General features: G+C 60.4%; 12 protein-coding genes and 1 tRNA gene. 2 read left to right on the forward strand and 11 right to left on the reverse strand.

Annotated features, from left to right (window positions below; all coding sequences use genetic code 11):
• Both PSH64_RS06685 and PSH64_RS06690 read left to right on the forward strand, forming a co-directional pair.
• Positions 1-714 carry a heme-copper oxidase subunit III family protein gene (locus tag PSH64_RS06685; protein ID WP_105348119.1) on the forward strand — a complete coding sequence of 238 codons (714 nt, stop codon included), beginning with the start codon at positions 1-3 and terminating at the stop codon, positions 712-714.
• Between the two features lie 13 nt (positions 715-727).
• Positions 728-1,045: a cytochrome C oxidase subunit IV family protein gene (locus tag PSH64_RS06690; RefSeq protein WP_028939289.1), complete on the forward strand. Its 318-nt coding sequence runs from the start codon at positions 728-730 to the stop codon at positions 1,043-1,045.
• A gap of 51 nt (positions 1,046-1,096) precedes the next feature.
• Here PSH64_RS06690 and PSH64_RS06695 read toward each other — a convergent pair whose 3' ends face one another.
• The 11 genes from PSH64_RS06695 to PSH64_RS06745 all read right to left on the reverse strand — a co-directional run bounded on the left by PSH64_RS06695 (position 1,097) and on the right by PSH64_RS06745 (position 13,479).
• Positions 1,097-1,651, reverse strand: a complete 555-nt coding sequence (locus PSH64_RS06695) for a hypothetical protein (protein WP_105348122.1) — start codon at positions 1,649-1,651, stop codon at positions 1,097-1,099.
• A gap of 457 nt (positions 1,652-2,108) precedes the next feature.
• Positions 2,109-2,182 (reverse strand) — tRNA-Gly (locus PSH64_RS06700).
• A gap of 185 nt (positions 2,183-2,367) precedes the next feature.
• The gene (locus PSH64_RS06705; protein ID WP_305480319.1) at positions 2,368-3,252 is read right to left on the reverse strand and encodes an alpha/beta fold hydrolase; all 885 of its coding nucleotides are present in this window, start codon (positions 3,250-3,252) and stop codon (positions 2,368-2,370) included.
• Between the two features lie 316 nt (positions 3,253-3,568).
• A complete protein-coding gene (locus tag PSH64_RS06710) occupies positions 3,569-4,261 on the reverse strand; it encodes a pseudouridine synthase (RefSeq protein ID WP_305480320.1) in 693 nt (230 codons plus the stop codon).
• A gap of 33 nt (positions 4,262-4,294) precedes the next feature.
• The gene (locus tag PSH64_RS06715) at positions 4,295-4,513 is read right to left on the reverse strand and encodes a cysteine-rich CWC family protein (RefSeq protein WP_305480321.1); all 219 of its coding nucleotides are present in this window, start codon (positions 4,511-4,513) and stop codon (positions 4,295-4,297) included.
• Between the two features lie 122 nt (positions 4,514-4,635).
• Positions 4,636-6,414, reverse strand: coding sequence for an allophanate hydrolase (gene atzF, locus PSH64_RS06720; RefSeq protein WP_305480322.1), 1,779 nt, complete (start codon positions 6,412-6,414; stop codon positions 4,636-4,638).
• 25 nt (positions 6,415-6,439) lie between these two features.
• Positions 6,440-10,156 (reverse strand): urea carboxylase, encoded by a 3,717-nt coding sequence (uca, locus tag PSH64_RS06725; protein ID WP_305480323.1) that lies wholly within the window; start codon positions 10,154-10,156, stop codon positions 6,440-6,442.
• Between the two features lie 308 nt (positions 10,157-10,464).
• The gene (locus tag PSH64_RS06730) at positions 10,465-11,106 is read right to left on the reverse strand and encodes an urea amidolyase associated protein UAAP2 (protein WP_105348135.1); all 642 of its coding nucleotides are present in this window, start codon (positions 11,104-11,106) and stop codon (positions 10,465-10,467) included.
• An 11-nt stretch (positions 11,107-11,117) separates the two neighbouring features.
• Entirely contained in the window at positions 11,118-11,843 is a 726-nt protein-coding gene (locus tag PSH64_RS06735; protein WP_105348138.1) for an urea amidolyase associated protein UAAP1, read from the reverse strand.
• Between the two features lie 12 nt (positions 11,844-11,855).
• Positions 11,856-12,644, reverse strand: a complete 789-nt coding sequence (locus tag PSH64_RS06740) for an ABC transporter ATP-binding protein (RefSeq protein ID WP_105348140.1) — start codon at positions 12,642-12,644, stop codon at positions 11,856-11,858.
• 19 nt (positions 12,645-12,663) lie between these two features.
• Positions 12,664-13,479: an ABC transporter permease gene (locus PSH64_RS06745; protein WP_105348143.1), complete on the reverse strand. Its 816-nt coding sequence runs from the start codon at positions 13,477-13,479 to the stop codon at positions 12,664-12,666.
• Between the last annotated feature and the right edge of the window lie 3 nt (positions 13,480-13,482).

Here is a 13,482-nt window from a genome sequence, read left to right on the forward strand (position 1 = left end):
ATGGCATCGCAACCACTAACCCCAGCTGAGTCAAGTTCATCCAATCCACCAGGCTCGCCACCTGCACCCGGATGGCAGGGCATCGCCAGCGACTGGGCCTCGGACAGGGAGGCTTTCAGGCAGGTCCCCTGGGGCAAGGCGATGATGTGGATATTCCTGCTCAGCGACACGTTTATATTCACCTGTTTTTTAACCGGCTACATGTCGGTCCGCATGACCATCACCACCCCTTGGCCGAACCCCAGTGAAGTGTTCGCATTGACGATCGGCGGCAGAGAAATCCCGCTTATCCTGATCGCCATCATGACCTTTGTGCTGATCAGCAGCAGTGGCACCATGGCCATGGCCGTTAACTTCGCCTATCGCCGTGATCGGGCGAAAACCACAGCCCTGATGCTGGCGACTGCTGCCTTGGGCGTGACCTTTGTCAGCATGCAGGCATTTGAATGGAGCAAGCTCATCGCCGAAGGCGTGCGTCCTTGGGGGAACCCCATGGGCGCGGCGCAATTTGGGGCCAGCTTCTTCATGATTACCGGTTTCCACGGGCTGCATGTGTCAATCGGCGCCATCTATCTCAGCATTGTGGCGATGAAAGTCATGCGAGGAGATTATGAGCGCTCCGGAAACTATCAGAACGTCGAAATAGCCGGGCTTTACTGGCACTTCGTGGATTTGGTGTGGGTGTTTATTTTTGCTTTCTTCTATTTATGGTAGAGGAGCACGGGTGATGGCGCATGCTCAGGGTCAGCAACATCCAATCAGTTTGTACCTGAAAATCTGGGGGCTGTTATTCGTCCTCAGTACGATGTCGTATCTGGTCGATTACTTTCACTTCCATGGCTACCTTCGGTGGGCCCTGATTATCACTTTCATGTTGTTGAAGGCAGGTTTAATTGTCTCCATCTTCATGCACATGGCCTGGGAGCGGTTGGCCATGGTCTACGCCATATTGGTGCCACCGTTGTGTTTGCTGGTGCTCGTCGGGCTGATGGCCACCGAGGCGGATTATGTTTTCCTCAGCCGGGTCGTTTTCTTCGGTCAATAAGCAGCCAACGGACGGCTTTGAGCCTCCGGGGTCAACCCGCAATAAATGGCGTTATATCGTTCGCTTGAACTGATGCCATTTGTGCAGCCAGGCGACTGTCCAGTGAGGGGATGCCGTACCCGTGCCGGCGATCTTCAGTTTTGGATGATGTTCAATGACCCGATCCAATACCGGCTCCTGATTCGGTTCAACATCCACAAAGAAGATATGTTTGCCGTCTTCCACCATCTGTTTAAAGTTGCGGAAGTGCGCGTTAGGTACCTGAATACCAAAAAAGCCGCCTTCCCAGATGCAGAAGCCAAATATAACAATGGCAAGGAAGATAAAAGGCACCCAGCCTGCGGCGGTTTCGGTCCAGCCCAGCCAATAGGCACCGCCAAGGATCAGCGCTGCGAGTGGCACACCGACCACTGCACCAATCTCGCCAGAGTGAACAACATCCTGTTTCATCAACGAGTTGACCTCGTGGAGATGATGTTCTTCAACATCAGCCACTTGTTCGCTGAGCACATGAATTTGTTCGGTATTGATGCCGTTGGCTTCCAGTTCGGTTTCAAGGGCTTCGAGATCGTCGAGATTGTCACTGATGTAATAGTGTCGGTTCATGCCACACCTCCCATCTCGTGTTGGCCGTAGGCCTCCTCTGTCCCGCAGCCGTAAACTGAGATTTGCAGTCGGTATCTACGCCCGTGGGGAACGTTGCACACTTCATGCAATCCGTTGGAAGTATAGCATTCGCTGGTATGCGGGGTCGGAGGCGTCAAGGACTGGGGCGGTTGAGGGGCTGACGAATTCTGCATTGCAGCGCCACATCCAGACGCTCCCCAGTCAATCATTCGTAGAGGAATCCAAACGCTATGAAAATATTAACGTTTGATGAAATTCGATAATAAATCCGTGTTTTTCGAAAAAAACGCTAACGGACTTCAGGGTAGTCGCTAATGGGGAGATGCCTCAGAGCCCGATTCCACCAAACCCCAGGCACAAAAAAACCGGTCATCAAGGCCGGTTTTTTCTTTACCTGCATCCCCCGTCAAGAAACGACGTGAGACTGAAATCTGATTGGAGCGGGTGAAGGGAATCGAACCCTCGTTATCAGCTTGGGAAGCTGGAGTAATGCCATTATACGACACCCGCTCAGAGCGGCTGACTTTGTACCAGATGTGAGCGCGGATTTGAAGTTTTTCTTTATGCGCGATGGCTTTAGCGCCGGGTGAAACACGAACAGGGACCGCTTGGCGGTCATTCGCGGGCAAGCCTCGCGCCTACGGGAGTGCGTTCGGCACAGTAGGGCGGGGGGGCTTGCTCGCGATGACTCTGTTTCAGAATGCCAACGCATGGTGGTCCTGGACGTAGTGGTAACGCGGTCGGCTTTCGTGTTGCGCCGGTTTCAGGAAGCCCAGCAGTGCGTTACGGCTGTCTTGGCAGGCAGTTTTATGTTCCATGTCGAGAAAGTGGCCGGTGGCCTGAAGGGTGCTGAAGGTGCTGTGTTGCACATGGCCGGCGAACAGCCTGGCATCGTCGGGGGCGGTGTACTCGTCCCACTCGCCGTTCATGAACAGCACTGGCACATTGATTTTCTTTGCCGCGTTCAGGTAGCAGTTGCGGTCGCTGTTGAGCACGTCGTTGATGTGGAAGTGCATCTGCCCGTATTCGTGTTCGGCCAGCGAGCTGACGTGACGGTGGTTGAAGCGCTTGAACAGCGAAGGCAGGTGTTTGCCGATGGTGCTGTTCACCAGATGGCCGACGCGGTCACCGTCCCGGTTGCCGAGGTAATCGACACCGCGCTGAAGGTAGTCGAGCATGTGCTCGTTGACCACCGGCGAGAACGAGCTGATCACAGCCTTTTCGATGCGCCGTGGCCGTTGGGCGAGGGCGACGAGCGTGGCGGCGCCACCAAAGGAAAACGACAGCACGTGTTCGGCGGCGAAGTGGTCGATCAGCTCCAGGAGGATCTGCCCTTCGATTTCCTTGGTCAGCATTTTCTCATGCAGGTTATGGGCTTTTGACTTGCCCGCGTAGGGCTGGTCGTAGCAGACCACATTGAACTGCGGGTAAAGGTTTTTCACGGTCTGTGCAAACGACGCAGTCGTGGACATCGAGCCGTTGACCAGAATGATGGTCTTTTCTGCGGCGTCTGCGCGATAGAACTCCGTGTAAACCCGATACTGACCCTGTATATCCAGCACAGCGATTTCTGGCCTCATGACATAAGACTCCTGGCAAGCGGGTATGCGCGCAAATCAGATTGCACGAGCTTTGTGACAGGTAGGCATACGCCTGGAATTTTTGAAGGCCCATGTCGATCCATTGCAGGCCGGTCGACGGGTATTGTTATAAGCGGGCAGTTTGCCGGGGGAAGGCGGAACCTGAGGGTTCTCTGCCGGCAAAAAGTTTCTTAGAGTAGTTTTGGTGACTCGCCGGTCACATTTCGCGCCGACGTCCTGATTCAAGCAGGGGTCACGTCATCGCGCAAGTATCTTTCGAAAAATGTTCGACAACTTCTGCTGAGCGGTCGTCGGCTTAGATCAATCGGATCTCTTCGTCGCTCAACGGCCGGTATTCGCCAGGCTTCAACGCGTCGTCCAGCAGCAGCGGCCCCATGCGTTCGCGGTGCAGGCGCAACACCTTGTTGTCGAAATGGCCGAACATCCGTTTTACCTGATGATAGCGGCCCTCGACGATGCTCAGGCGCGCCGATTTTGCCCCGAGCACCACCAGTTCGGCAGGTTGGGTTGTGAGGTCTTCGAAGGCGAAGTACAGGCCTTTGGCGAATGTGATCGCGTACTCGGCAGTGATCTGCTGCTCCGTTTCGACGTAGTAGACCTTCGGCAGCTTGGTCTGTGGCTGGGTCAGCCGTCGCGACCAGCTGCCATCGTTGGTGATCAGCATCAGGCCGGTGGTGTTGAAGTCCAGGCGACCGGCAATGTGCAGGTCATCCTTCTCCGGTTCATGGATCAGGTCGAGCACCGTCGGGTGTTGCGGGTCACGGGTGGCGCTGACGCAGCCGGGCGGTTTGTGCAGCATGAAGTAGCGGGCCGGCTTGCCGGCTTGCAGCACTTCGTCGTCGACCTCCACGCGGCTGAACTCAAGCACCTCGGTGTGAGGGTCGCTGACGATAGTTCCGTCGACCCTGACGCGCTTTTCCACCAGCAACAGGCGTACCTGCTTACGGTTGAAGCGGGGCAGGTTGCTGAGGAAACGGTCAACGCGCATGGCCAGGGATCGGTGGGAAAAGGGCTGCGTATGTTACGTGATCGGCCAGGCGGCTGCCTGCAACTGCGCCTCGACCCGGGCGCAGGCCGGGCACAGGCAGGACTTGTCGCGCAGCTCGGCCGGCAGCGTTTCGAACACCGCCGGGTCGATGCTGACGCCGTAGCACCAGCAGGCACGATCGACGGTTCGTGGGTCGGCCAGGCTGCAGTTGTTGGAAGCGCCGCAGGCGGGGCAGAGGTCAGGTTTATTCATGAAGGGTCATTCGGTAATGGCCGGTTTGCTTGGCCCGAGCTGCGCATGATCGTCCCGCAGGCCGCCATGTGCAAGCTAACGCCCGCACATTCCTGAGAGGTGTCTTGCTGGCGATCAGGCGATCAACCCAGGCTTTTCAGATACGCCCGCCAGCCACCCAAATGACTGATATCCAGCGCGCCTTCCAACCCATACGGTTCGCAGATAAACCCGCTCTCCCAACGCCCATCCGCCAGTTGCACCTTGCCCAACCCCAGCGGCGCAGGAATCCCGGTCAGGAATGAACCCAATTCACTGCTCGGCAACTCCCATACTTCCAGCGCGATGGCCACGCCGCCCTCTTTAACGCGAACCATGCCGGGGCGATACGGTGGGCCGCCGGCCAAGGCATACAGCTGATAGTCGGGAGAACTCTGAGTTGTTTCTACCAGCCGCGCTCCACGCTGTTTGAGTTGCCAGTTCAGCGCCAGCCCCTCCAGGTGCGCGCCGCAGACCACCAGTCGTGCCCGGTCATTGCGCGCGATGGTCGCCGGTACAGGGGAAGCCAGGCCCTGCTGACGTTGCAGGGCATCCGCCACGCTCAACAGATACTGATCGGTAAACGCGCGACCAAACAAGGTCACGCCCCATGGCAAACCATTGCCCATCAATCCGCTGGGCACGGCGACGGCAGCGTAATCGAGCAGGTTCATGAAGTTGGTGTAGTAGCCCAGTTCCGAGTTGCGCAGTACCGGTTCGGCGGCAAGTTCCGCCAACGTCACCGGACGGCCAATGGTTGGCGTCAGCACGCAGTCGAGGCCCACCAATGCTCTGTCGCACAGCGCCTTCAAGGCTTGCAGCCGGTAGTGGGCGCGGAAAGTTTGCACGCCAGTCACCGCCGGGGCCTTGGCCAACACGGCACGAATCACCGGCAGCACCGCTTGAGGATGTTGCTCCATCAACTCGCCGGCCACGCTGTAACGCTCGGCCACCCACGGCCCTTCGTAGAGCAACCGCGCCGCTTCAAGGAAGGGCGACAAATCCAGGTCCACCGCTTCACCGCCCAGGGCTTTGAGCTGGTCGATGGCGTCACCGAACAACAACGGGCCTTCCGGGCAGCCGAAGAACGCCAGGTCCTGTGCACGGGGTACACCGAAGCGAAACGCGCGCGGCGTGCCGAAGGCCGAGCCGTCATTCCACAGCGGATTGCTGCGGCTGTATTCGTCCCGTGGGTCGAGATGAGCGGTCAGTGCCAACAACTGACTGGCTTCCCGGGCCGTGGCCGTAAAGGTCGTGACGCAATCGAGCGTGCGACAGGCCGGAACCACCCCGGCCGTGGAGATCAGCCCTTTGGTGGCTTTCAAACCGACCAGATTGTTCAGCGCCGCCGGTACGCGCCCGGAGCCTGCGGTGTCCGTGCCCAGGGCAAAACTCGCCACGCCGAGCGCCACCGCCAGTGAAGACCCGGCACTGGAACCGCCTGACGGATACTCCGGCAACACGCTGTTCGGGCAAGCGCCATACGGCGAGCGGCTGCCGTTGAGGCCGGTGGCGAACTGGTCGAGATTGGTCTTGCCCAGCGGGATCGCGCCCAGCGCCAGCAGTTGCTCGACGATGGTCGCCGAACGCTCCGGCACGTAGGTAAACGCCGGGCACGCCGCAGTGGTCGGAATGCCCGCCAGATCGATATTGTCCTTGATCGCGAACGGCACGCCGTACAGCGGCAGGCTGCCTGGGTCACGACCATCGAGGGCGGCGAGGTACGGTTCCAGTTCCTCGACGCTGAGCAAATGAATGAACAGGTGATAGTCCGGGTTCAGCGCCGCGGCTTTTTCCCGCAGGCTCGGCAGCAGTTGCCGAGGCGTGATGTGGCCATCACGGTAAGCGTTGCGCAGGGCGTCGAGTTGCAGATTGATGTTCATGGTTCAGATCCTTGTTGAAATGGCTTCAGTCGAGCTCCAGCACCACGACGCGCTGTCCGGCGCGCACTGCCGAGCCCGGTTGCACGCGAATCTCCCGTACCACACCGGCCATGGGCGCGAGCAGGGGGATTTCCATCTTCATCGACTCCAGAATCACCAGCACATCACCCGCGACCACTTGGCTGCCGACCTCCACCTGAACCTGCCAGAGGTTGCCGGCGATGTGGCTGTCGATGCTCTGCTGACCGTCGGCCAGCAGCGCCTCTTCGGCCACTTGCGGCGCCGGTTCTTCACTGTCGAAATGCGCCTGGCCGCTGGCGATCCAGCGTTCACGTTCGGCGTTGAACGCGCCTTTTTGCTGATCGCGAAACGCCGCAATGCTGTTGGCTTCCTTCGCCAGAAACGCCTGGTAATCCGCCAGGTTCAACTGACTGTGCTCGATGTTCAGGGCGAAGCGCCCGAGCGGGAAGTCCCGTCGAATGCGCAGCAGTTCATCGGCGCTTACCGGGTAGAAGCGGATTTGATCGAAGAACCGCAGCAGCCACGGTTTGCCATCGAACGCGGCGACCTCGCGGTAGCGATTCCACATCTGCAAGGTCCGGCCAACGAATTGATAACCACCGGGGCCTTCCATGCCGTATACGCACATATAGGCGCCACCGATGCCCACCGAGTTTTCGGCGGTCCAGGTGCGGGCCGGGTTGTACTTGGTCGTCACCAGGCGATGCCGTGGGTCGAGCGGGGTGGCGACCGGAGCGCCGAGGTAGACATCGCCCAGCCCCATCACCAGATAGCTGGCGTCGAACACCGTGCGCTGCACTTCGTCGAGGTTCGGCAGGTCGTTGATGCGGCGGATGAACTCCAGATTGCTCGGGCACCATGGGGCGTCCTTGCGCACGGTGGTCATGTATTTCTCGATGGCCAACTGGCAGGCCGGGTCATCCCAGGACAGCGGCAGGTGGACGATACGCGAGGGGACCTGCAAGTCTTGGGCGGCGCACACGGCGTCCCACTCACCGGCGACGATGCCCAGCAGATCGGCGAGCGGCAGTTGTTCCGGTTGGTAATGCACTTGCAGCGAGCGGATGCCCGGCGTCAGGTCGATCACACCTTGCAGGTGTTTGCTTTCCAATGCCTGCATCAGCGCGTGGGCGCGGAAGCGCAGGACCAGGTCCAGTTCCGGTGCGCCGATTTCCAGCAGCAAATGTGTGTCGCCCGAAAGGCGCGCAACCAGCCGCGTATCGTCCTGCCCGATATCCAGCACCACAGGCGACACAACCCCCTGTGGGAACACATTACCTGTGGCGAGGGGGCTTGCCCCCGTTGGGTCGCGAAGCGCCCCCAATACCTGCAATCGCGCAGCATCAGATGTATCGAGTTGACTGATTGGCGACTGCTTCGCAGTCGAACGGGGCGATGCGGCGTTCCGACAAGCCCCCTCGCCACAATGGTTCTGCATTGCCAGAGAGCGAGCGGTTTTCAGATCGACCGGCAAAAACTGCACCTTGTCGCCAGCCTTCAGTTGCCCGAGCTGCCAAAGATCCGCTTCGATCACCGTCACCGGGCAGACAAACCCACCGAGGCTCGGGCCATCGGGGCCGAGGATTACCGGCATATCACCGGTGAAATCCACCGCGCCAATGGCGTACGGATTGTCGTGAATATTCGACGGATGCAACCCGGCTTCGCCACCGTCGGCCCGTACCCATTCCGGCTTCGGCCCGATCAGCCGCACACCGGTGCGGCTGGAGTTGAAATGCACTTCCCACTGGGTCGCGAAGAACGTGCCGATGTAGTGTTCGGTGAAGTATTCCGGTGCGCCGTGGGGGCCGTAGATCACCCGGATTTGCCGCACGGCCGGTAATTCGGTGACCTGTTCTTCAGGCAATTGAACACCCGCGCTACGGTCGATCAAGGCTGGCACATGCAACACGTCACCGGCACGCAATGCACGGCCGCCGTGCCCACCGAACTGCCCCAGTGTGAAGGTACTTTTGCTGTCCAGATAATCCGGCACTTGCAGGCCGCCGCGCAGGCACAGATAGCTGCGAGCGCCTGCACCGGCGATCGTGCCGAGATGCAATGTGGCACCGGCCGGAACCAACAACGCGGTGTTCATCGGCGCCGCTTCACCGTTCAGCGTCAATGGAATCTGCGCACCGGTCACCGCCACCACCGCATCACAATTGAAGCGCAACATCGGCCCGGTCATGGTGATTTCCAGCGCCGCTGCACCTTCGTCGTTACTCAGTAAAAGATTACCCAAGCGCAATGCGCGACTGTCCATCGGCCCCGACGGCGGCACGCCGACCGCCCAGTACCCGAGACGCCCCGGATAATCCTGAACGCTGGTCTGGGTACCGGCGCTGAGCACTTCAAAGGTGTTGGCTTGATAGACCAGGCCTTCCAGGCAACGGGTCCACGGCTGGCCGCTGGCAAAGGGCGTATCGAGCAGAATCTGCCGCAGGTAATCGCGGTTGGTTTCCACCCCGTACAGCAGGCTGTCGCCTAGAGCCTGATGCAGATCGACGCGGGCTTCTTCGCGAGTCGGCGCCCAGCGAATGAGCTTGGCGATCATCGGGTCGAAGTACGGAGGGATCTCGCAACCGGCCTCGACCCAAGTGTCGATACGCAGGTGTTTGCCATCGGCGACGGGGAAATTTACCGCCGTCAGCAGACCGGGACTCGGTTGAAAATCCCGCCCCGGATCTTCGGCATAGAGCCTTGCCTGAATTGCATGGCCGTCGGCTTTCAAGCCTTGGCTCAATGCGTTCAATGGCGGTAAATCTCCGGCCGCCAGTTCCACCATCCAGCGCACCAGGTCCACGCCCCACACTTGCTCGGTGACGCCGTGTTCTACCTGCAAGCGGGTGTTCACTTCCAGAAAATAGAAACGCTGGGCGTCACTGTCGAAGACGAATTCCACGGTGCCGGCACTGCGGTAATTCACTGCCTTGGCGAGTTTGATCGCAGCAAGGCAGAGCGCTTCGGCCATGCCGTCGGGCAGGTTGGGGGCCGGAGTTTCTTCGAGGACTTTCTGGTTGCGCCGCTGCACCGAGCAGTCGCGCACGCCAAGGGCAATCACCTCGCCCTGGCCGTCGCCGAACACCTGGACTTCCAGGTGCCGGGCGCGCTGGATGTATTTCTCGATGAACACACCGGCGTCGCTGAAATTGTTCTGGCCGAGGCGCTTCACCGCTTCAAAGGATTCGCTCAATTCGGCGGCGCTGCGGCATACGCGCATGCCGATGCCTCCACCGCCGGCGGTGCTTTTGAGCATCACCGGGTAGCCGACCTGTTCGCCGGCGGTCAATGCTGCGTCGAGGCTGTCGAGCAGCTCGGTGCCTTCGAGCATAGGCACACCGTGTTGTTTGGCCAGGGCGCGGGCGGTGTGTTTGAGGCCAAACACGCGCAGTTGCTCGGGTGTCGGGCCGATGAAGGCGATGTCGGCCGCTTCGCAGGCTTCGGCGAACGCGGCGTTTTCCGAGAGGAATCCGTAGCCGGGATGGATCGCCGTGGCACCGGTGGCTTTGGCGATGGCGAGGATTTTGTCCACGGCCAGGTAAGTACCGGCTGCCGCGCCTTCGCCCAGGCTGTGGGCTTCATCGGCGTGGAGGATATGCAGGCTGGCGGCGTCGGCTTCGGAGTAAACCGCGACGCCCTTGACCTGCAACTCTCGCAGGGTACGCAGGATGCGGCAGGCAATGGCGCCACGGTTGGCGATGAGGACTTTTTCGAACATGGCATAACCCCTGGAGGCGATAGCGCATCAGCCTCGACCTGGGATGCGGGCCGTCCCGCAGTTTTTCGATGAGCGCCGGGGTCGTCCCCGACGGCAGAATCAGTTCACTTCAAAACACCACAGACCCCCTGTGGGAGCGGGCTTGCTCGCGAAAGCGGAGTGTCAGTCGACATCAATGCTGGATGTGACGGCCCCTTCGCGAGCAAGCCCGCTCTCACATGGGTATTTGTGGTGTTTTTACTTTTTGAGGCACTGGCCGGAGCGGGCCTGGCACAAGGCAAACAACCACCGTCGCAACCGCGCAAGTTTCAGTTCCATACCAAAAGCTCCGCTGGCGTGGGGTTGTAGGCGTTGCACGGATTGTTCAGTTGCGGGCAGTTGGAGATCAGCACGATCACGTCCATCTCGGCCCGCAGGTCGACGTATTTGCCCGGTGCTGAAATCCCGTCTTCGAACGTCAGCCCGCCGTCGGCCGTCACCGGCACATTCATGAAGAAATTGATGTTCGGCCCGATGTCACCCTTGCCCAGTCGACCGTCGTGGGCACAAGCGCGCAGGTAGTTGTCGCGACAGCTGTGCATGTAGCGTTTCTCCAGCGCGTAACGCACGGTGTTGCTCTCTTGCGCGCAGGCACCGCCGAGGGTGTCGTGACGCCCGCAGGTGTCTTCGACGATGGTCAGCATTGGCTTGCCAAGGTTGGAATAGAGCACGCTGCCGGTGCTCAGGTAGACGCTGTTCTGCCGACGCAACGTGCGCTGCACGTCATAGCGCTCCTTGGGATTGGCCAGGCTGTAGAACAGCGTGTCGACCGCCTGATTGCCTTCCAGGTCGAGGATGCGCAAGGTCTGGCCGGCCTTGACCTCCATCAGCCAGGGTTCACCGGCGGGGATGGTGGCGCGGTAGACCGCGGCTTCTGGTTGCTTGTGAACAGTAGCGATAGCGAGTGACATGGCAGCGATCCTCAGGCGAACAGACGGTCGGTGTTGATGAAGCCGCGCTCGTTTTCCGGGCGCGAGGTGCGGCAGTGTTTGGTGACACCGGCGTTGGCGTTCATCCAGCTGAGCTTCAGCGGTTTCGGTGCGTATTCCGGCGACGGATCCATCGGGTGTTGCAGCGCGGTGAGCACCACCAGAGTGTTCATTGGTGCGTACAACTCGATGTAGTCACCGGCCTTGGAGTTGCCTTCGACGAAGTGGAAACGACCAGCCTCATCGACGTTCACACGGCTGAACAGATTGAGCGTCATCAGCAGATCGGACAGGCCCAGCCCCCACTTGCCCAGTTCCACCAGCAAATTGTCGGTGCCGTTGCGGAAGAAGCCGTTGCGCAGTTCCTGATAGCGGCCCTGGCCATATTTTTGTGCGACTTCTTCAGCGCACAGCACGCCACCGAGGCTGTCGCTCCAGCCGCAGGTATCGGCAGTAATCGCCGCCAGCACCCGGCCCATGTCCGAGTACAGGCAATGGCCGCTGGTGAGCTTGGCGGTGTGTTGGCATTTGAGGCTGTCGGGCAGGTTCAGGCGCTCGGTTTTTTCATCGGCGTTGAGCAGCGTCAGGCTGACGTTGGCCCCGCCGCGCAGGTCGGTCAGGCGCAGCAGTTGGCTGCGTTTCAGGACGAATGAACGATGGCCGCCGCCGGGGAGCAGTTCTTCGGCGAAGGGCGGAAACAGTTGGGTCGAATCAATCATGTGTAAATGCCTCTAAGCGATACGTAGCGACCCTGCCAACTGAGTCGGCAGGGTGTCGACGGCGGCACGGTTGGCGCGGCGGTCGCTGTTCAAAGGGATGTCGTAGGTGATGCGTGCGCCATAGGCGCCGGGGGCGTGCGGATCGACGCGGACCTTGTCGAACACCAGCAATCGGGTGCCGAGGCTGAAACCTTCGGACAAATCATGGGTGACCATGAACACTGTCAGTTGCGTCTCGCGCCACAGCTCCAGCAGCAGGCCGTGCATGTCCTTGCGGATGCCCGGATCGAGGGCGCCGAAGGGTTCGTCGAGCAGCAACACCCGGGGTTTCATGATCAGCGCCTGGGCAATTGCCAATCGTTGCTGCATGCCACCTGAGAGCTGCGCCGGGTACTTGTCCAGCGAATGGCCGAGACCGACTTTGTGCAGCAACACCGACGCCTGTTCCCGAGCGTCTTTTTTTGCATGGCCAAACAACCGCCCGAGCAGGGGCGAACGCGGCAGTTCGAGGCCGAGGGCGACGTTGTCCAGCACGCTCAGGTGCGGGAACACCGAGTAGCGCTGGAACACCACGCCACGGCTCGAATCCGGTTCGCCAGCCAGTGCCTGACCGTCCAACAGAATCTCGCCGCGACTGGCGCGTTCCTGGCCGAGCAATAGCCGTAGGAAGGTCGATTTGCCGCAACCCGAGGCGCCGACCAGAGTGCAGAATTCGCCCTCGTTGACGTTCAGGTTCAGCCCTTCGAGCACCACTTGGTCGGCGTATTGCTGCCAGACGTTTTTCACTGTGATGAAGCTCATGCCCGCGCCCCTTCATAACTCATTTGGAGGCACCTTGGTGCCAGGGAAAGGCCCGTTGGGTCAGGCGCTTGAGGCCCCAGTCCATCAGCCAGGCGAGCAGGGTGATCCACACCACGTAGGGCAGAATCACGTCCATCGCCAGGTAGCGGCGCACCAGGAAGATCCGGTAACCCAAACCGTCGGTGGAGGCGATGGCTTCGGCGGCGATCAAAAACAACCACGCCGAGCCGAGCATCAACCGTAACGAGATCAGCAGGCGTGGCAGCAATTGCGGCAGCACCACACGCAGCATCAAGGTCCAGGTCGAGGCGCCAAGCGTCTGCGCCTTGATCAGCAGTTCGACCGGAATTTCCCGGGCGCGCTGTTCCAGATCACGGGCCAGGCACGGGGTGATGCCGATCACGATCAGCATCACTTTCGACAACTCCCCCAACCCGAACACGATGAACAGAATCGGCAGGATCGCCAGCGGCGGCACCATCGACAGCACCGTGAGCACCGGCGACAACGGTGTGCCGAACAGCGGCAGGATCCCGGCGGCGATGCCCAGGCACAACCCGGCCAAGGCACTGATGCCGAGGCCGATGGCCAACCGTCGCAGGCTGGCGGCACTGTCTTGCCAGAGCAGGTAATCACCGGTGCGGGTGTCGGCGGTGAATGCCAGGCGTTTCACCGCGTCGGTCATCTGCACGGCACTGGGCAGCAGTTTGTCGTTGGGGTTATCCATCAGCCGTTCGGCCGAGCCCATGAAGTAGGCGAACAGCACCAGGGCGAATGGCAGGATCACCAACAGCAGGCGACTGGGGCGATCCGGGTGGCGATTGATCAGGCGCATGGC

Source organism: Pseudomonas sp. FP1742, from assembly GCF_030687145.1.
In the GTDB taxonomy this organism is placed as follows: Bacteria; Pseudomonadota; Gammaproteobacteria; order Pseudomonadales; family Pseudomonadaceae; genus Aquipseudomonas; species Aquipseudomonas frederiksbergensis_D.